Genomic DNA, 19,327 nt, shown 5'->3' with positions numbered 1-19,327 from the left:
GTGCCATCATGATCAATCTGCCCGGGTATCCCGCCCCCGACGGACCCACGCCCGAGACGTCTCCGGCGTTGCGCGCGCTTGTCGCGGCAATTGAGCGTCGCTTTGGTCACGGGCTGCAGGGGATCGTGCTTTACGGATCGTGCCTGCGCAGCGCGGATCTGCTGGAGGGGCTCGTGGATCTCTACGTGCTGGTCGATCCCACCCCACGCGCCGAGCCGCGGACGTGGCTGCGCCTCGCCGGGCGCATACTGCCCCCCAACGTCTATTTCATCGAGGCACCGGTCGGGCCGGATATCGTGCGCTGCAAATATGCCGTGCTGAGCCTTGCGCAATTCGAGCGGGGCACCGCGCGCTGGTTTCAGTCCTATCTCTGGGGACGCTTCGCGCAGCCGGTCAAGGTCGTCTGGTCCGCCAGCCCGGACATCGCCGCCCGGCTTGACGCCGCGTTCCTGAAGGCCGGCGAGACGCTGTTGCGCCGGGCGCTGCCGATGCTGCCGGCCGAGGGCTGCGTGGCTGCGCTTTGGCAGGGCGCGTTGCGCCTCAGCTATGGCACCGAACTGCGTGCCGAGCGGCCAGGCCGGGCCGGCGACCTGGTGGATCACGGGAAGGATTTCTTCGCTGCGATGACCCGCGTGCTGGCCCCACGCATGCCGGACCTGCTGAATCTTTCGGACGCGGCCGGCACCCTGCGCTACCGCGCCACGGTGCCGGCGCGCGCGCGCCGGATAGCACCTCTCTCGTGGGCGCTGCGCCGATGGCAGGGCAAGGCGCTGTCGGTCGCGCGGCTGATCAAGGGGCTTTTCACCTTCGAAGGTGGGCTCGACTACATCGCGTGGAAACTCACCCGCCATTCCGGGCAACAGGTCACGATTCCCGACAAGGTCCGCCGCAGGCCGCTTCTGCATATCTGGGGGTTCTTCTGGCGGCTTTACCGACGCGGGGTTTTTCGCTGACGCCCAATGGTACGCATGGAACCTGCCGCGCGGTTGCTGTATACGCCGCAGAAATCATGTAAACGAATGCCGGACCGGAAATCATGAAACACGCCGTATTCATCCAGACCAATCACAAGCAGATCGTCGGGGCGATCGTGGCCGAGCACGCGTTGCGGCGCTACTCGACCCATAACGACAAGTTCGACGTTCAGATCATCAACAGCAACGACTATCCGTTCTTCGCCGCGCGCGAGGGGCAGGAATACCTGCGCGACGGGGTCTATCGCACCTGGCTGAACGACGATCTGCAATCCTTCACGCCGACGCGCATGATGCCTCCGGAACTGATGGGCTACGAGGGGCGCGCGGTGGTTATCGACCCCGACATCTTTGCCTGCGTCGATATCTGGGACCTGCTGAGCCGCGACATGGGCGGCAAGGCGATCATGTGCCGCATGCGTTCGGGGCCCAAGGGGATGATCGACGGCAACTTTGCCTCCAGTGCGATGCTGCTGGATTGCGCGCAGCTGACCCACTGGAAGGGCGAGGAACAGTTCAACGCGATGTTCGAGGGCAATCTCGACTACCAGGACTGGATCGGCCTGCGTAACGAGCCGCGCGAATCCATCGAGCTGTTCGAGAAGGAGTGGAACGATTTCGACAAGTTCACGCCCGCCACGAAGATGCTGCACACCACTCGCCGCAAGACCCAACCGTGGAAAACCGGGCTCAAGGTGGACTGGCGCCCGTCGGAAGTGTTCCGTGCCTTTCCGCCCATCGGCTGGGCGCTGAAGCTGCGCCGCCAGATCTTCGGCGAATACGGGCTGATGGGGAATTACAAGGCGCATCCCGACAAGAACCAGGAGCTGTTCTTCCTCGGCCTGCTCAAGGAATGCGTGAACGAGGGCAAGCTCACCGAGGACTTCCTGCGCAGCGAGATGGAGAAAAATCACGTGCGCCACGACGCTATCGACGTGCTGGAGAAGACACCCGATCTGCCGAAAGCGCCCGCGCACCCCCTCAGCACCGGCGACATCGCCCGCGCCGCCTGATCTCCGACACGCGATGCGCGGCCTAGCGCCGCGTGTCGCCCTTCAGCAACGCGAGGACGCGCGCCGCGGCACGCTGCACGTCCTCTGTCGGGTCGGACCGTGCTTCGGTCGCCCAATTCTCTCCCTCTGCAATCAGCCGCGGCGCGTCATCGAGCCAGCTCGCGCGGCCCTCGCGCATCAGGGCATCCTGCAGGCGCGAGACGTCGCGCCGCATGCGCCGGGGTGCCAGCCGCATGGCCAGTGCATGGCTCAGCGGTTTGTGCCGGAAATTATGCGGATGCCGCCACCACGTGCCCGGCGGATCGCCAGGATCGAACAGGTAGAGCGGCCGCCCGAGGCTCGCGGCTTCGGCCATCATCGACATGCTTTCGCCGGTGACCACGAAACGGTCCGCCAGACCCAGAAAGCCCTGATAGGGGTTGTCGCCCGTCGTGTGGGGGTCGTGCCACCAATAGCTTTCGGCGGGCACGTTGATGGTTTTGCGGAACGCTTCGGTTGCCGCCTTCGGCGTACGCGGGCTGTCGGTCACCAGCGCCGTGCCGCCCGACTGCGCGACCAGCCGGTTGACGCCTTCGGCCAGACGGCGGCCCTTGTCGGGCGTGAACACGAACGGCCCGCTATCGCCGCCGATCAGCACCGCCGTCAGCGGGCGCGGCAGATGCGCCAGCCTTGGCGCGATCTGCCGGGCGGCTACGTCCACGCCGTCCCGCGTGATCCGGCGCAGCGGCAGGGGGATCTGCAACACATTGTCCGCCTCGGGCAGGAAGTATTGCGGCGTGGTAACGATCAGATCCCAGGTCGCAGGCCGCGCCCAGGGTCGCCCGATATGCACAAGCCGCACCGCGCCGCGCGCCTGCGCCCTGATCCACCGCGCCACAGGTTCGTTGCGCCGACCCGCGCTGATCACCAAGTCCGGCCAAGGCGGCGCGAGCGGGCTCGATGCGGATCTGTCGATACCCGCCAGCGTCGGCCCCAGCAGCAGATGCGGCACGATCTCCCACGATCGGGCGCTAATCTGCTTTTCCTCGAAGGGCAGGCCCGTTGTCTCTGCCAACGCAAGAACCTGCGCGTTGTCGCCGGCCTTGCGGCCCAGAAGAACCCAGAGTTTCGCTTGCATCGTCAGGCCAGTTCAGGTCAAAGGAGCACCACCTCAAGGGGCGGCGATATCAGGCCCTTGTCCGCAATCGCGCAGGCACTGTCAAAGCCCCGCTGTCCCGACCCTTCCGACCCGGATCGCCCCGATCACGCGAAAGACGGCATCGATGTTCGACATATCCCCCACCGAAGCCCGCGCGCTGGTCTGGCGGCACCTCGTGCTGACGGCGCTTTTCTTCCTGCCAAAACACCGCACCATCGCGCTGGAACGGCGCCTGCGCGGCCGCGAGGAATACCGCAAGCTGCAAGAGGCGGACTGGGTGCTGATGTCGTGGGGCAAGAGCGGACGCACGTGGTTCCGGGTCATGCTGTCGCGATTTTACCAGGTGCATTTCGGCCTTGCGACCGAGCACATGCTGGAATTCGACAATTACCACCGGCGCGATCCGCGTGCGCCGAAGGTGTTCTTCACGCATGACAACTACATCCGCGACTATCTCGGCCAGCCCGCGGGGCTGGAGCATTTCCGCGGCAGGCAGGTGGTGCTTCTGGTGCGCGATCCGCGCGATGTGGCGGTATCGCAGTATTTCCAGTGGCGCTACCGGATGCGACCGCGCAAGAAGGCGCTGAATTCCTATCCGCCGCACGGTGCCGATGTCGACGTGTTCGATTTCGTGCGCGACCCGAATTGCGGCATTCCGCGGATCGTCGAGTTTCTCAACGGCTGGGCCGAGGTGATCCCGACGATGGGCGACGACCTGACGCTGATCCGCTACGAGGACATGCGCGCCGATCCGGCCGCGACGCTGGAACAGGTAGTTGCGGCGACGGGCACACCGGGCAAGCCAGAGCATATCGAGGCGGCCAAGGACTATGCCGCCTACCAGAACATGAAAAAGCGCGAATCCAGCAACGAGGGGATGCGCGGCAGCGGTCAACGGGTGCGCCCCGGCGACGAAGGCAATCCCGACAGCTTCAAGGTCCGGCGCGGCAAGGTCGGCGGCTACCGCGATTACTTCACGCCCGAGCAGATCCGCGTCATCGACGCGATGGTCGAGGACAGGCTCGACCCGGTCTTCGGATACACGGGCGGCTGAGGCGCGCGCCTTACGATGTCTGTGAAGGGGCCGGGTCGTGCGACGTGTGCGCAGTCCGGGCATGGCGTTGCAGCACCTGGTAGTCGGCGACCGAATCGACATCGACAGAGGCATGCGCATAAGGCAGGATCACCGCGCCGATCCTCATCCCGACCTTGCGCGACAGCCGCGCCAGCGCAGCGTCGAGGCTCAGCCAGCCCAAACGGTAGCGCAGCAGCGCCCACAGGCCCAATAGTCGGATCACCACCAGCGGCTTCTTGCGGTCACGCTCAACCTGTCGCCAGAAATCGGCCAGTTGCCGCCCGTCCTCAGTGAGAAAGGCAAAGAGGTTGCAGCCGCAATACTGCCCGTCGGCAAAGCGCAGCACGGTCTTCTTCAGATCCGGAAATGTCGCCCGGACCAGGTCATGCGGTGCCAGCCCGATCACCACGTCACAGCCGCTTGCCGCACTGTCGCGGCAGAAATGATCGACGATCTCGGCGGTCAGCAGGGGATGATCTGCCGTGGTGATCAGCACCGGGCGCGTGGCGGGCACGCGGCCCAGCATCTGGTGCGCGCTGGTGCTGGGCGAGGGGCCAGGAGCCGTCCAGTCGACACGGCCGTCGGCGATCATCCCCGACAGCCCGGCATCGGTCGTCACGCAGGCCTCGGTCGGCCCGCTGAGATGGATGGCGTCCACGCTGCGTGACGCCTCGAGCGCGCCGATGACGCGGCCGATCATGCTGGTGCCGTCGATATCCAGCAGCGCCTTGCAGGCGACGCCGGTATGATCACGCAGGGCATCGTGCCTGTCTCGTTCACCCGCGAGAATGATGGAGTCGAAGCTGGTCATGGGCTGTGTTCAAAGCCGCTTCTGGTAGACCCGGTAGCGTTTGTGAATCGTGCTGCCGATCGCCTCGATGATATGTCGCATCCCATCGTTGTCCTCCAGTATCCAGCCCATCTCGACCGATTCGATCCCGCGCCGCATCATCGCGTGGCGGACTCCGTCGATGACCATGAAGGCCAGCGTCGGCCCGAGCCGCGAATACTGATGCTCCTTGCGCACTCCCATCAGCGCCACGCGGGCGCTGCGCGGCCCCCTGACCTTCAGCCGCCACAGCAGTCTCGCCCAGCCAAGCGGCAGCAGCCGCCCGCGCAGATCGCTCACGATCTCGTTGAGATTGGGAAACGCGGTGATGAAGGCCACCGGCCGTCCCTCGATCTCGGCGATCTGGATGAAATCGTCGGGCAGCAGCAGGGTGAGAAGCTTGGCGGTTTCGGCGAATTCCTCGGGGGTAAAGGGCACGAAGCCCCAGTTGTCGGCCCAGGCATCGTTGAAGATGTCGCGCATCGCCTCGACATCGGCGGCCTTGGACTTTCGGTTGAAGGGCCGGACCGTGACCTTGCGGCTGGCGCGTTCGGCAAGCTTCGTCATCACCTCGGGGGCGGTGAAATCGGGGGTGACCATGTAGGTCAGCAGATCCTTGATTCCGGTCAGGCCCTGCTCGGCGAGGCGGGTGTCGTAATAGGGTTTTGCATGACCCATCATGATGAAGGGCGGCGTGTCGAAATTCTCGACCAGAAGGCCGATTTCCTCGTTGATCGTCAGGTTGTAGGGGCCTCGTATATAGGCCGCGCCGCGCGCCTTAAGCCAGTCTTCGGCGGTGTCGAACAAGGCGGCGAAAACGGCGCGCTCATCGACCGCCTCGATCATGCCGAAATAGCCGACCTTGCCGTCGGGTTCCTCGGTCTGAAGCCTGTCGAGCTGCGCGGTGATGCGCCCGACGGGCGCGCCGCCGCGGTAGGCCACCCAGGCCGCGACCTCGCAATGCGCGAAAAGCGGCTTGTTCTTGAAGACGCGGCTCTTCTGCTCGATCAGCAGCGGCGCGACCCAGGCCGGGTCGCCGGCGTAAATCCGCTCGGGCAGATGCAGGAAATCGCGTTGCGCGACACCCTGATCGGCGGCGACGACGCTGATCCGGTCGCGATCCTGCTGTCCTTGCGGCATCTGGTGCGTTTCCTTTTCGCTGGCGCGACCCTGTCGACACGCCGCCCCGCAAACCGGCACGGCCAAGGGGCGAAAAGGCTTGCAGACACGCCGCCAGACCCCGAATAACGGGACGCAGTATCGACGCTGTGACAAGGGAAGTCGAGTAGCATTGGCCAAGTTCATTCTCGGAAACGCGTTTCGCGACAGGGCGGTCGGAAACACCGTTGCGCGGCGCGTGCTGTGGGGCCTCGACGTGGCGTTCGTGGGGCTTCTGCTCGGGATCTTCCGCATCCTGCCGGTGACATGGGCCTCGGCCCTCGGCGCGCGTCTTGGGCGGCTCCTCGGCCGGATCCTGAAAAAGCGCACGCGGCATGTGCGCGCCAACCTGTCGCTGGCCCTGCCCGCCCGGTCGGGGCCGGAGATCGACGCGCTGGCCGGCGATGTCTGGGCGAATGCGGGCGCGGTGCTGGCCGAGTATCCCAACCTCTACCGGATCGCGGATCCGCGCCGCGATTTCCTCGAGATCGAGATCCTTGCGCGGATCCCCGCCTATGACGCGCCGGACCGGCCGGTGGTCTTCGTGGCCGCGCACATGGCCAACTGGGAACTGGCGGCGGCGGCGATCGCGCGGCTCGGCTTTTGTCCGCGGATCATGTACGCGCCGCTGTCCAATCCGTGGCTTGACCGGCTGATGCTCTACTTCCGCGACGCCCTCGGCGGTGATCTGGTGTCGCGCAGCGCCGGGCTGCGGGGGTTTCTCGATGCGCTCAGGAATCGTCAGGCGGTGGCAATGATCATCGACCGCAAGATCGAGGGCGGCAAGCCCGTGGAATTCTTCGGGGCCGAAAAGGCTTCATCGATCCTGCCTGCGCGTCTGGCGCTGCGCTCGCAGGTGCCATTGGTGCCCGTCGAGATCATCCGCCTGCCCGGCGCGCGCTTCCGCATCCGCTTTCATCCGCCGCTGAAGCCCGCCGATCCGCAGGCCGATCTCGACAGCCAGACCACGGATCTGACCCGCCAGATAAACGCGAAATTCGAGGATTGGATCCGCGCGCGGCCCGGCGAATGGCTTTGCACAAGCAAAATTTGGCCATCGGCTGTTCTCTCGGCGAAAACCACCATATATGAAGCATCGAATACGTGAACCGACCAGGAGCACCTGTCATGTCGAAACATCAACCCAGCCGCACGCACCGCGTGGACGCCTCCGTCCGGCTGTTCGAGAACCCGCTGCTGGAAAAGCTCAGCCACGTGCACCCGATCGTGCCGCTGCTGATCTGGGGGCCGGTCGCGGCGTTTCTCTTGATTCGCGCGGTCATGGTCCACGGGATCGGCCTGCCGGGGATGGCGCTGATCGGTGTGGCGGGTCTCGTGACCTGGACGCTGGCCGAGTACCTTCTGCACCGCTTCGTCTTCCATTTCGAGCCGAAATCCGAACGCGGGCAGCGCCTCATGTACCTCTTTCACGGGGTCCATCACGACACGCCGCAGGACAAGACGCGCCTGCTGATGCCGCCCGCGGGCGCGCTGCCGATCATCCTCGTGCTGTGGCTCATGTTCAGCCTCGTGCTGCCCTATCCGTGGGCCGAGCCGTTCACCGGCTTCTTCATCATAGGCTACCTGATCTACGACTATATCCATTACGCCACGCATCACTTCCCGATGCGGCACCCGGCGCTGAAATTCCTCAAGCATTACCACATGCGCCACCACTTCACCGACGATGACGGGCGCTACGGGGTCAGCACGCCGTTCTGGGACTGGGTGTTCGGCACCGATCCGGCAAGGCAGCCGCGGACCGGCAAGCAGTAACCCGCGCCCGGTCTTTGGACGCGCCACATCCGCCGGGGCAGACATGCGATCATGGCCAAGTATTACATTCTGCCCAAACGCCTGATCGACCGTGCGCCCTGGATCGAAACGCCAGTCTGGGCGTTCGAGGCCGCGGTATTTTACCTGTGGCTGGGCGTGGTGCGCCTGTTGCCATTCCCGGTCGCCTCAGCGCTTTTCGCGCGGATCATGGGCGTCGCCGGCGCCCGGAACCGCAACAAGCGCCGGGTCGTGATGCGCAACCTCGAGATGGTGATGCCGCAGGCCACCGAAAGCGAGCGCGCGCAGGCCGCCCTCGGGATCTTTCGCACCACCGGGCGCGCCGCGGTCGAACTGTTCCTACTCGGGCGGATCTGGAAACGCCGGGCGCGGTACCTCGAATTCGATGTGAACCCCGACGTGCAGGCGGCCATGGCCGCGAAACAGCCGATCGTCTTCGCCACCGCCCACGCGGGGGCCTGGCAACTGACCCCTCTGATCGGGCTGGAATACGATATCTCGATCTCGGTGCTCTACGCGGCCGACCGCAATCCGTGGCTCAATCGCTTCTTCCTCGCGCGCCGGCGGGCTTTTGGCGGGCCGCTGGTGCCCTCGGTCGGCGGCGGGCGCGAGGTAATCCGCGAATTGGCGGCCGGGCGGTCGGTCGGGGCGGCGTTCGACACCCGCATCGACCAGGGCGAGATGGTGCCGTTCTTCGGCGTTCCCGCGCCGACCAACACCCTGCCGGGCATGCTGGCGCAGCGCGGCTACAACGTGGTGCCGACCCGGGCCGTGCGGCTGCCGGGATACCGTTACCGGATCGAGGTCATGGCGCCGCTTGTGCCGTCGGATCCGACAGCCTCGCGAGGGGCGCAGGCGCTTGATCTGACAGCCCAGCTCAACCGGATGTTCGAGGCGTGGATCCGCGAGGATCCGGGGCAATGGCTCTGCATGAAGCGGCGCTGGCCCAAGCATGCCGTCCCCGCTCAGCTCGCCGATGCCTGAGTCCGGCGCGCAGCCCCGGGTCTGGATCGTCGACGCCTACCGCGCCGGCGAGCAGACGCAGTTGCGTGCGCTGGCCGAGGGTCTGGGCTGGCCCTTCGAGATCAAGACGCTGTCCTATCGCAAATACGAGATGCGCACGACCCTGCTGCGGGGCCACGACTTGCGGGGGGTCGAGCTTGCGACCTCCGACGCGCTTGCGCCGCCCTGGCCCGATCTCGTGCTGTCGATGGGCATGCGCAACGAGCCGGTCTGCCGCTGGGTCCGTGAGCAATCCGGGGGCAGGACGAAACTGGTCTTTCTCGGGCGGCTGTGGTCGGATCCGTCGCATTTCGATCTGGTGATCACCACGCCGCAATACCGCGTGCCGGACCGGCCCAACGTGCTGCGCAACGCGCTGCCGCTGCATCCCGTGGGCCCCGCAAGGCTGGCCGAGGCGCGGGCGCTATGGGCGCCGCACCTCACGCATCTGCAAGGGCCGTTCATCACCGTGAATATCGGCGGGACAAGCGGCCCCTATGCCTTCGGGCGCCGCGCCGCCGACCGGCTGGTGCGCGACGCGGTGGCGCTGGCAAAAGCGCGGGGCGCGTCGTTGCTGGTCAGTTCCAGCGCGCGCACGCCGGATTGCGCAATCGACGCCTTCGCCGCGCAGGACGCGGTGCCGATGGCGCTGTATCGCTGGCGGCGTGGGGACGGTGACAATCCGTATCTCGGCTACCTCGCGATGGCCGACGAGGTGATCGTCACAGCCGACAGCATCTCGATGCTGTCCGAGGCCTACGCGACGGCCAAACCGGTGCACATGTTCGACACCGGCGCGGGCCGGCTGGGGATGCGCCACGACATGCACCTTGCGGCGGGCGAGACGGCCACGGCGCGCATGCAAGCGCGGCAGGACAGCGACCGGCCCGACATCGGCTCCGGTGCGCTGGCCTACCGCGCGCTGATGCGGTGGGGCTGGCGGCACCTGACCCGCGATATCAGCCAGATGCACCTGCGGCTGGTGCGGTCGGGCCGGATGGGCTGGCTTGGCGATCCGCCGCCCACCAGTGACGCGATCCCGCCCAGTGACCTGCAGCGGGCTGTCGCCCGCATCCGCGACCTGATGGGCGTTGACGGGGCTAGGCGGCGCTGAACTTGCCGCCCGGCTCGAGGCTGTGGATCACGTCCGCCGCGTCGGCCAGACCGCTGTTATGGGTGATCGCGAGGATGGTCAGCTGCTTTCGCAGGTCGCGCAGCGTGGCGATGATCGCGGCCTCCGTCGCGGGGTCGAGCGCGCTTGTCGCCTCGTCGAGGATCAGCAGCTTGGGGTCGTTGATCAGCGCCCGGGCGATGGCGATGCGCTGACGCTGCCCGCCCGACAGGCGCCCGCCGCGCTCGCCCACGCGGGTATGCAGGCCGTCGGGAAGGGTGCTGACGAAATCCCACGCGCCGGCCTTCTTCAGCGCCTCGACGACGCGCGCCTCGGAAATCTCGGGATCGCCGAGGCTGACATTGTAGAGGATGCTGTCATGCAGCAGGACCGTCTCTTGCGGGACGTAGCCCACCATGCGCCGCCACGCCTTGACGTCGATCCGGTCGAACGGCACGCCGTCGATGCGGATCTCGCCGCCATCGGGCCGGATCAGGCCGATCACGAGGTCGATGATCGTGGTCTTGCCCGATCCCGACGGCCCGTTGATCGTGCTGATCCGGTGTGCCGGTATTTCAAGATCGAGGCCGGTGAAGACCGGGTTTCCATCGTAGAGGAAATCGACCTTGCGCAAGGATATGCCGGTGTCGAGCGCCGGCATCAGGTGCCCGCCCATGTGTTCGGTCTGCGCTTCGGCCGCCTCGCTCGTCTGCTTGAGAGACCAGTAGGCGCTCTCGTTCTGGGCCAGTTTCTGGTATTGCTTCTGCACCTTGCCGAGGAAGTTGAACGCCCGCCCCAGCGTCACCGCGAGGATCAGCACCGTCGCAAAGTCGATGGAGAGCACGCCGAGGGCCAGGTAAACGCCGAAGGCGATCAGCGTTATGAACATCAGGTCCTGACCGGAATTGAGCGCTGCCCCGGCCAGTACCTGGCGGCGCAGCGCCTTGTTGAGGCGGTGCGTCTCGTTGTTCAGAAGCTCGTCGACCAGGTCCTCGCGCGCCATCGCCTTGAGCGGCTTGACCGATTGCAGCATGTCGGTGAGGTGCGACATCAGAGAGATCATCAGCTGCGTCTGCTTGCGCCCCGCCTTGCGCGTCATGCGCACCAGGAAATGCGACGCCCAGATGATGATGCCGCCGCCGATCAGGCTGAGCAGCGTGGCTTGCCAAGAGACCGCGACCGCCACAGCGCCATAGACCACCGCCTGGATGAAGAAGGTGATTGCTGTCGCGCCCTGCATGTAGGCCGTCGAGGCGCGCTGCGATTCAGTCGCCAGCGCGTTGCTGAGCCGGCCCGCGGGCTGGTGCAGGAAGAATGACCAGCGGCTGCGCATCATGTTGCGCAGCACTTCCAGCCGCAAGTCCGTGGCCACCTGCGCGGCGGTGTAGCCCACCTGGCGCTGTGCGATCAGCAGCAGGACCGCCTTCAGCGCGGCCGACACCACGATCAGCACCAAAAGCGCCCCCAGCGTGACCGGGATCCCCAGCCATTCGAGCACCCCCAGCACCGCCTGTTCAAGCTCTCCGGGGGGCTCTGGCACCGCCTCGGCCTCGCCGGAATTCATCGCGATCTTGAGCATCGGCAGCAGCGCCGACACGCCAAGCCCTTCGGCCAGCCCCGACAGGAACAGCGCGAGGATCATCAGGAAACTGGCCAGCGGGTAGGCACGAAAGAGATGAAGCATCAAACGCATGGGCGGATCTTCCTGGCACCGGGGGCGGGCGCGCGCAGGGCGCCGCTGCCGAGGGGTATCGCCTCTTGGCGCGACAAGGTCAAACCGGCACTGCGGCGCGTTACTTCGCGGCGTGCGCGCGTGCGAGGGTCAGGGTCTCGACTGGCCCGGATCGCATGCCGCCTGCCGCCAGGTATCGCGGCGTCAGGGATATCTCCCATCCGGTCCCGGTCGGCGTGACGCGGTACAGGTTGTAGGCCGCCGCCTCGTGACGCATCGACGAGGCCGAGGGCACCCCGATCACCGGGGCGGGGCCGTCGCGTGTCTGCAGCGTCTGGTGGTGGCTCTTGTGGCTGTGGCCGTGCAGCACCAGCTCGACCCCCTCGCGCGCGAGGATCTCTGTCACCTCGGCCGTGTCGCGCAGGCGTTTGCGGCGGGTCACGGTGCCGTCGAGGGGCGGATGATGGATCAGCACGACCCGGCACAGCCCCTTGCCCCGGCTGTCGCTTAGGATTTCCGCGAGACGCGTGCGCTGCGCCGGCCCCACCGCGCCGACGGCCTGTCCCGGCGGCGAGGGGATGGCGCTCGACATCCCGATCAGCGCCAGCGGGCCGCGCAGTCGCAGAGTCGGAAAAGCCTGCGCAACCGCCGCGCCGGTATCGTCGTCACCCTGCCAATACGGCCGCCATTGCGCCGCGCCGCTGTCCCACGCGCCACGCACGAGGGCCTCGTGATTGCCGGGGATCACCGTCACGCGCGCGGGGTCGCCAAGCGTCTCGAGCCACGCGCGCGCGCCGCGATATTCGATGTCGAGCCCGAGATTGGTAAGATCGCCTGTCACCGCAATCAGGTCCGGTTCGTGGTCCAGCAGGTCTGCCACCAGTTGGTCCAGCCGCGCCTTCAGGTGATCGCGGCTGCGCTTGGTGTGCCATGACAGCAGGCTCAATAGCCGCTTGTTGAACACCGAGAAGGGAGACACGACAGTTGGCAAGGGCAAGTGCACATCCGACAGATGCGCCAGCAGGATGCCCTGCCGCTGCGACGACACGGGGGGCGAGCGCCCTAGCCCGCGCTCGCCGCGTGGGGCCGGGTTGCGTCCGCGCCGCCAAGGGCCGTCTCGAACGCCGCCACGATGCGGTCGATCTGCTCGAAACTGTGTCCGGCGCTCAGGCTGCAGCGCAGCAGCGATTCACCGTCCGGCGCGGCGGGCGGCACAACGAGGTTCACGTAGATCCCGCTGTCGAGCAGTTCGTTCCAGGTCCGGGCAGCATCCTCGTGCGAGGGCACGCGCACCGCGATCACCGGGCTCGGCGGCGAGGCCAGCCTGTAGCCCAGACCGCTCAGGCCGGCATGCAGTCGTTCTGCGTTCGCCCAGAGTTGTTCTTTCAGTTCCGGGCGGTCGCGCACGGCGCGCAGGGCGGCATGGGCGGCGGCGATATTGGCCGGGCTCGACGATGCGCTGAAGATATAGGGGCGGCTGCCATAGCGCAGAAGCTGCATCTCGGGGTGGCGGCTGACGCAGAAGCCCCCCAGCGACGCGAGGCTCTTGGAGAACGTGCCGGTGATGAAATCCACCTGGTCGAGGATGCCCGCCTCTTCGCAGAGGCCGCGCCCGGTCTCGCCATAGATGCCGAAGGAATGCGCCTCGTCGACCATCAGCCACGCGCCGTATTCCTTGGCCACCGCGCAGATATCGGCAAGCGGCGCAGTATCGCCGAGCATGCTGTAAAGCCCTTCGGCGACGACCAGCGCGCCCTTGGCGTCGGGGCCCAGCCGCCGCAGCCGCTTGCGCAGGTCCTCGGCATCGTTGTGCTTGAAGGCGAAGAAATCGGCGCCGCTGATACGGCACCCGTCATAGATGCAGGCATGGCTGTGCGAGTCGAGCACGACCTTGTCGCCGGGCCGCAACAGCCCCATCAGCAGGCCGAGATTGGTCTGGTAGCCGGTGGAGAACAGCATCGCCGAGGGCACGCCGTAGAAATCGGCAAACTCGCGTTCCAGCGCGGCATGGCTGAAAAAACTGCCATTGGCCATGCGCGACCCGGTGGTGCCGCTGCCCTGCTCGGTCATTGCGGTGCAGGCGGCGTCGATCAGGTCCGGGTCGAAGGTCAGCCCGAGGTAATTGTTGGTGCCCACCAGAATCGTCGGCTTGCCGGCGATCATCGCCTCGGTCGGCGACAGGATCTTTTCCATCACCACGCGGCTGGGATCGGCGGCAAGGCTGCCAAGCGAGTCGCGGATATGCGCCAGTTCGGTGAAGCGGTCTGAAATGCTCATGACGTGCTTTCTACGAGGGGTTTGATCTGGTCGACAAGGTCCTGAACCGTGCTGACATTGGCCATCATGTTGAGCGGCAGGCTGATGTCGTACGCGTCCTCTACCTCGACGAGGATCTCCATCATGCTGACCGAATCGAGGCTGAGATCCGCCGACAGATCGGTCTGCGCGGTCAGCGTGCCGCTTTTGGTCGGAAACCGCTCGAGAAACCCGAGGAGGGTTTCGAGGATCTCCTGTTCGCGATTTCCGGGCTCAGATGACATTGGACGGGGTTTCCTCGATTTTGCGGTGTGGGCGGCCCAGGAGGGGCAGCAGACCGTCGTAAAGCTGGTGGGCCGGATGCCATCCGGTGGCATGGCTGATGGCAGTATTGTCGCACACCCAGTCGGGGTGTCGCAGTTCGTTGACCTTTCCGGGCGTCAGCATCGGCTGGTACCGCAAGATGCGCGACGCGACAAGGTTCAGCGATGCCACGCCGCGCAGCGCGGCCCCTGGGATGCGCACCCGCCAGCCGCGCCCGCGGCCTGCGACGCGCTCCACGGTTTCGGCGATCCCGGCCCAGTCATAGCCGCCGGCGTGGCCGTCATGCAGCTCGAAGGTACCTTGCGCGTCGCTTTCCAGGAGCGTGATCGCCGCCGTTGCGAGGTCGTCGACATGCAACAGCGACGCCCGTGCCCCGGGGGCGCCGGGCAAGGGCACAAGGCCGCGCGCCATGAGCCTGAAAAGCGGCAGCAATTCGCGGTCGCCGCGGCCGTAGATCGCGGGCGGGCGCAACACTGCGCAGGACAGCCCCGTGTCGTCTGCGACCGAGGCAAGCCGCGCCTCGCCGGCGTGCTTGCTGGCCGCGTAGGGCGAAAGCTGCGGCTCGCGCGCGGCCAGCGACGAGATCAGAACGACGCGCGGGGTGACACATGCCGTCCGGGCGATGCGCGCGACCCGGGCGACGGCGTCGGCGTTGACGGGCAGAAAGTCCGCTTCGGATCGCCCGCGCACGAGGCCCGCGACATGCACCACGCCCGCGCAGCCCTCCATCAGCCGCGTCAGTGCTGCCTCATCCGCGAGGCCGCCTGTGACGACCTCTAGATCCGGGTGACGGATCGCCAGCGGTGTGCGATGCACCAGTGCGCGCATCCGATGCCCCGCGGCCAGCAACTGCGCCACCAGCGCCTGTCCGACAAACCCCGCCGCCCCGGTGACCGCGACAGGTGGTGTCATGCACTGTAACGCATTGGTACGTCGTCGCGCGGGTCGCGTACATTCTGTACGTTTTCCGGCAGGTTTTGTACGCTCGATCCGTGCTTGCGGGCGAGATGATCGAGGCGGGCGCGCGCCCGCGCCAGCTTGCCCGACGAGGTGCGCGGCAAGGTGCGCGTCGGCACGAGTTCGACGTGGCAGTCGATGCCGAATTCCGACCGGACCATCGCGGTGATGGTCTTGACGAGGCCGGCGCGCTTGATCTCGTTGCGCTCGCGGCATTGCACGACCAGCACCGCGGTTTCCTTGTGGGTGTCCTTCGCGGGCACCGAGAACGCGGCGACGTCATTGTAATGCACGCCGGGCTGGGTCTTGGCGACGTATTCCAGGTCCTGCGGCCAGATGTTGCGGCCGTGGATGATCATCATGTCCTTCTTGCGCCCGGTGACGAACAGGTGCCCGTCCACGAGGTAGCCGATATCGCCGGTGTCGAGCCAGCCATCGTCGCTGAGCGTTTCGCGGGTGGTTTCCGCGTCGTTGAAATAGGCGCTCATCACGCTGGGGCCGCGCAGGTGGATGACGCCGGCCTGACGGTCGGACAGCGGGCGGCCGCTCTCGTCGCGGATCGACACCTCGAAGCTCGGCAGAAGCTTGCCGCAATCGACATAGCGCGTCACGTGACGGTCTTCGCGGCGCGCGGCCTCGGGATCGACGGCTTTTGCGAAGCCCGCGCTCTGCATCTGCTCGGAATCCACGTGATCGACGACCAGCGGCGTGTCCAGCGGCGCGAAGCTGATCGCCAGCGAACATTCGGCCATGCCGTAGCATGGCAGGAACGCGTCGGGGCTGAAGCCAGCGGGGGCCAGCGCCTCGGCGAAGCGGTCCAGAGGTTCGGGGCTGATCATCTCGGCGCCGACGCAGGCGACGCGCAGCGCGCTGAGGTCCAGTTTCTCGGCGTCATGCGGGCGCACCCGCATCACCGACAGCTCGTAGGCGAAGGGCGGGGCCGAGGTGATGGTCGTGCTGTTGTTCGACATCATCTCGAGCCATTTGCGCGGGCGCATGGCGAAATCATGGGTGCCGAGAAAATCGACCGAACGCTGCGTGGCCATCGGCATGATGATGAACGCCACCAGACCCATGTCGTGAAAGAACGGCAGCCACGACCCGAAGCGGTCCTCATTCGTCAGCTTGAGCCCGTTGATCGCCATGTCGCGGACATTGGCCAGAACGGTCTTCTGGTCGATGACGACGCCGCGCGGGAAGCGCGTGCTGCCCGAGGTATACTGGATATAGGCAGTGCTGTCGGGGGTGACCCCGGGCAGCGTTGCCGGGCTTGGATCGAGCCGGTCGAAATCCTCGGGCGCACCGACGAGCGCCAGGTCGAGATCGGTCGTGGCCTCTTTCAGGAAATCCAGCCATTCGACCGGCGCCATCGCCGCGGAGGCCTCGCAATTCTGCAGAAGCTGGCGCAGCTGCGCGACATAGGTCGCGTGGCCGCCGATATGGACCGCGGCCGGCAGTGGCACGGGAACGAGGCCGGCATATTGGCACGCCCAGAAGAAGCGCACGAAATGCGGCGATGTCTCGGCCACCAATGCGACGCGGCCGCCCGGCGCGATGCCGAGACCCACCAGGCGGTGCGCCAGCTCGATCGCCTGCTCGCGAAGGTCGCGGTAGGAGGTCGTCGAATAAAGCGCGCCGCGCGCGTCGAAGAAATTCACCCCCGTCTCGCCCTCGGCCGCATAGTCGAGTGCGTCGCAAAGAGTTGAAAAGTCTGCCTTCCGCAAGGCGACATGGTGCGAACTGCTCGTCGCGTTCATGGGGATTTTCCTTGTTTAGGTTCCGAATTCATTCGGTTGTTTTATCGATCTGCATGTAGCATTTTCCGACAGTTATAGATACATGCGGCGGTTTTGTGTCAAGGTAGCGGCCCCCGCCCGTCGGGCCGTGTTGCTGCAATGACGCGCCGTTTTCCGGTGTCCTGATGCTGCGGTGCGGCGTGGTTTTGGCCGGCTGCGCGTGGCCGGGAATGAGGTTGGTCGCGCGGTGGTGCGGCGTCCGGTGCAACGGTGACATCGACACTGCCCGACCCTCGCCTCCGACGACGAAAGCGCCCCTTGGGCACCGTGCCTGCACCCGCGCGTGTCGAGGGATTAACGGCTGCGTATCCGGGCCGTTTCGGTCTGGATCGCATCATGAATGAATTTAAAATCAATGCCTTGTGGGTGGATGGTTTCGGGTTAAATGATGACGCTTTCTTCGCCTGGCCTTTCCCGCGTCTGCCTGCGCGTCTGTTGCTGATCCCGCAACGTTGCCCCGCGACGGCAGGGGCCGCCGCGCCCTGCGCGGCCGTTTCGGGACCGTCGCCGCGACGCGGATCGGGGCGGGGTGCAGCCGCACGAAACCGCGGTCCGCGAGGCGCCCGAAAGCGCCCTCGAAGACCCCGTACGGCCATCGGCGGCATCCTGCACTCGCTGTCACGAAACGTTTCCAAGCCGTAACACCAAGGGTGACGTCCGACCCTGTCGACGCCCGCCGGGCCGGCGCGCGGTATGGTTTACTTTCGTTAAACCTTTGGGGGTCTGATGGCCATCAAGCGGTCATGAGGCCCACACCGATACGGGATCAAGGAGAGCGAGGCGATGATACTGGATTTTCTCCGGCAAAGTGGCGCAGCACAGGGGAGCGCGGCGGCGCCGTCCATCCCCGAACAGAAGGCGAGCGCCACCGGCCGTGTCATGGCTTGGGGCAGCGCGGGCCGTGTGGCCTGGAGCCCGCGCGACACTGTCAGCCTTGCGCGCACCGGTTTCGCCGGCAACCCTGTAGGCTTTCGCTGCGTCAAGATGATCGCCGAGGCCGCGGCGGCGCTGCCGCTGGTACTGCAGGATTCTGCGCAGCGCTTCAGCGTGCATCCCGTCCTCGATCTTATCCGGACACCCAACCCGGCGCAGGGCCGCGCCGAGCTGTTCGAGGCGCTTTACGGCCAGCTTCTGCTGACCGGCAATGCCTACGTCGAGGCCGTGGGTGCCGGCGCGGGCGTCCCGGTGGAGCTGCACGTGCTGCGCTCTGACCGGATGAGCGTGGTGCCGGGCGCGGATGGCTGGCCGGTGGCCTATGACTATGCCGTCGCGGGGCGCAAGCACCGCTTCGACGTGGCCGAGGGCGTGCCGTGCATCTGCCATATCAAGAGCTTTCACCCGCAGGACGATCATTACGGCCTGTCGCCGCTGCAGGCGGCCGCGCAGGCGGTGGACGTGCACAATTCCGCGAGCCGCTGGTCGAAGGCGCTTCTGGACAATGCAGCCAGGCCCTCGGGTGCGATCGTCTACAAGGGCGCCGAGGGGCAGGGTGCGCTGACCACCGACCAGTATGACCGGCTGGTGGGCGAGATGGAGGCGCATCACCAGGGCGCGCGCAATGCCGGCCGGCCGATGCTGCTGGAAGGCGGGCTCGACTGGAAACCGATGGGGTTCAGCCCGTCGGACATGGAATTCCAGAAGACCAAGGAAAGTGCGGCGCGCGAAATCGCGCTCGCCTTCGGGGTGCCGCCGATGCTGCTGGGGATCCCCGGCGATGCGACCTTCGCCAATTACCAGGAGGCCAACCGCGCGTTCTACCGGCTGACGGTGCTGCCGCTGGCGCTGCGCGTCAGTGCAGCCGTGGCGGCGTGGCTGGCGCGGATGAGCGGCGAGGCGTTCGAGCTGCATCCCGACCTCGACCAGGTGCCGGCGCTGGCCGCCGAGCGCGACGCGCAATGGAGCCGCGTGGCCGGGGCTGATTTCCTGACACCGGCCGAGAAGCGCGACCTGCTGGGGCTGCCGGCGCTGCCCGAGGCGGATCTGGATGGCTGAGCAGGGCCCGCCGCCGCGCTACGGGTTCGAGCCCTTCGATTGCGCGCCTGCCCTGAGGCTCGAGGCGCATGAGCGGGTCTCGGAGCTGCAGATCAAGGCGACGCAGGAGCGGCTCGACCGGCTGGAAGCGGCGATCGAGCGATTGGAGCGGCGGTTGTGGCTGGCGGTCTACGGCGTGGTCGCGGCGATCCTGGTGCAGGCGTTTCAGCCGATCCTGGCAGCGCTGCCCTGAGATG

General features: G+C 66.5%; 18 protein-coding genes. 9 read left to right on the top strand and 9 right to left on the bottom strand.

Annotated features, from left to right (window positions below; translation table 11 throughout):
• Positions 1-8: 8 nt before the first annotated feature.
• Positions 9-953, top strand: coding sequence for a hypothetical protein (locus tag V8324_RS10600; RefSeq protein ID WP_336419907.1), 945 nt, complete (start codon positions 9-11; stop codon positions 951-953).
• A gap of 83 nt (positions 954-1,036) precedes the next feature.
• Positions 1,037-1,987, top strand: a complete 951-nt coding sequence (locus V8324_RS10595; RefSeq protein ID WP_336419906.1) for a hypothetical protein — start codon at positions 1,037-1,039, stop codon at positions 1,985-1,987.
• A gap of 22 nt (positions 1,988-2,009) precedes the next feature.
• Here the strand turns inward: V8324_RS10595 and V8324_RS10590 are convergent, their stop codons facing one another.
• Positions 2,010-3,104, bottom strand: coding sequence for a mitochondrial fission ELM1 family protein (locus V8324_RS10590; RefSeq protein ID WP_336419905.1), 1,095 nt, complete (start codon positions 3,102-3,104; stop codon positions 2,010-2,012).
• 145 nt (positions 3,105-3,249) lie between these two features.
• Between V8324_RS10590 and V8324_RS10585 the strand changes: the two genes are divergently transcribed.
• Positions 3,250-4,179, top strand: a complete 930-nt coding sequence (locus V8324_RS10585) for a sulfotransferase domain-containing protein (RefSeq protein ID WP_336419904.1) — start codon at positions 3,250-3,252, stop codon at positions 4,177-4,179.
• A 10-nt stretch (positions 4,180-4,189) separates the two neighbouring features.
• Here V8324_RS10585 and V8324_RS10580 read toward each other — a convergent pair whose 3' ends face one another.
• Together V8324_RS10580 and V8324_RS10575 are read right to left on the bottom strand one after the other, a co-directional pair.
• Positions 4,190-5,011 carry a nucleotidyltransferase family protein gene (locus V8324_RS10580; protein WP_336419903.1) on the bottom strand — a complete coding sequence of 274 codons (822 nt, stop codon included), beginning with the start codon at positions 5,009-5,011 and terminating at the stop codon, positions 4,190-4,192.
• 9 nt (positions 5,012-5,020) lie between these two features.
• Positions 5,021-6,169, bottom strand: a complete 1,149-nt coding sequence (locus tag V8324_RS10575) for an N-acetyltransferase (protein ID WP_336419902.1) — start codon at positions 6,167-6,169, stop codon at positions 5,021-5,023.
• A gap of 151 nt (positions 6,170-6,320) precedes the next feature.
• Between V8324_RS10575 and V8324_RS10570 the strand changes: the two genes are divergently transcribed.
• The 4 genes from V8324_RS10570 to V8324_RS10555 are packed head-to-tail and all read left to right on the top strand — an operon-like array spanning position 6,321 to position 10,097.
• Positions 6,321-7,295, top strand: coding sequence for a lysophospholipid acyltransferase family protein (locus V8324_RS10570; protein ID WP_336419901.1), 975 nt, complete (start codon positions 6,321-6,323; stop codon positions 7,293-7,295).
• Between the two features lie 20 nt (positions 7,296-7,315).
• Positions 7,316-7,963, top strand: coding sequence for a sterol desaturase family protein (locus V8324_RS10565; RefSeq protein WP_336419900.1), 648 nt, complete (start codon positions 7,316-7,318; stop codon positions 7,961-7,963).
• A gap of 51 nt (positions 7,964-8,014) precedes the next feature.
• Positions 8,015-8,965, top strand: a complete 951-nt coding sequence (locus V8324_RS10560; RefSeq protein ID WP_336419899.1) for a lysophospholipid acyltransferase family protein — start codon at positions 8,015-8,017, stop codon at positions 8,963-8,965.
• Positions 8,958-10,097 (top strand): mitochondrial fission ELM1 family protein, encoded by a 1,140-nt coding sequence (locus V8324_RS10555; RefSeq protein ID WP_336419898.1) that lies wholly within the window; start codon positions 8,958-8,960, stop codon positions 10,095-10,097. Before V8324_RS10560 ends, V8324_RS10555 begins: the two co-directional genes overlap by 8 nt.
• On the opposite strand, the gene V8324_RS10550 is transcribed toward V8324_RS10555, so the two are convergent.
• The 6 genes from V8324_RS10550 to V8324_RS10525 form a co-directional block, all read right to left on the bottom strand.
• Positions 10,084-11,787, bottom strand: coding sequence for an ABC transporter ATP-binding protein (locus V8324_RS10550; RefSeq protein ID WP_336419897.1), 1,704 nt, complete (start codon positions 11,785-11,787; stop codon positions 10,084-10,086). The two genes, V8324_RS10555 and V8324_RS10550, sit on opposite strands and share 14 nt — an antisense overlap.
• Positions 11,788-11,887: 100 nt before the next feature.
• A complete protein-coding gene (locus V8324_RS10545; protein ID WP_336419896.1) occupies positions 11,888-12,814 on the bottom strand; it encodes a metallophosphoesterase family protein in 927 nt (308 codons plus the stop codon).
• A 14-nt stretch (positions 12,815-12,828) separates the two neighbouring features.
• Positions 12,829-14,043, bottom strand: a complete 1,215-nt coding sequence (gene spt, locus V8324_RS10540; protein ID WP_336419895.1) for a serine palmitoyltransferase — start codon at positions 14,041-14,043, stop codon at positions 12,829-12,831.
• A complete protein-coding gene (locus V8324_RS10535) occupies positions 14,040-14,306 on the bottom strand; it encodes an acyl carrier protein (RefSeq protein ID WP_336419894.1) in 267 nt (88 codons plus the stop codon). Before V8324_RS10535 ends, spt begins: the two co-directional genes overlap by 4 nt.
• On the bottom strand, positions 14,296-15,258 hold the full coding sequence (locus V8324_RS10530; protein ID WP_336419893.1) for an NAD-dependent epimerase/dehydratase family protein: 963 nt from the start codon (positions 15,256-15,258) through the stop codon (positions 14,296-14,298). Before V8324_RS10530 ends, V8324_RS10535 begins: the two co-directional genes overlap by 11 nt.
• Positions 15,255-17,060 (bottom strand): fatty acyl-AMP ligase, encoded by a 1,806-nt coding sequence (locus V8324_RS10525; RefSeq protein ID WP_336419892.1) that lies wholly within the window; start codon positions 17,058-17,060, stop codon positions 15,255-15,257. The genes V8324_RS10530 and V8324_RS10525 overlap by 4 nt, the downstream gene beginning before the upstream one ends.
• Positions 17,061-17,882: 822 nt before the next feature.
• Between V8324_RS10525 and V8324_RS10520 the strand changes: the two genes are divergently transcribed.
• Both V8324_RS10520 and V8324_RS10515 read left to right on the top strand, forming a co-directional pair.
• Positions 17,883-19,091, top strand: coding sequence for a phage portal protein (locus V8324_RS10520; protein ID WP_336419891.1), 1,209 nt, complete (start codon positions 17,883-17,885; stop codon positions 19,089-19,091).
• Positions 19,084-19,323, top strand: a complete 240-nt coding sequence (locus V8324_RS10515) for a GTA head formation protein, RCAP_rcc01685 family (RefSeq protein ID WP_336419890.1) — start codon at positions 19,084-19,086, stop codon at positions 19,321-19,323. Before V8324_RS10520 ends, V8324_RS10515 begins: the two co-directional genes overlap by 8 nt.
• The last annotated feature ends 4 nt before the right edge of the window (positions 19,324-19,327 follow it).

The sequence above is a fragment of the Roseovarius sp. D22-M7 genome (assembly GCF_037083785.1).
Classification (GTDB): Bacteria; Pseudomonadota; Alphaproteobacteria; order Rhodobacterales; family Rhodobacteraceae; genus Roseovarius.
The sequence above is the reverse complement of the archived record's forward strand: the minus strand, read 5'-3'. Positions and strand labels throughout refer to the sequence as shown.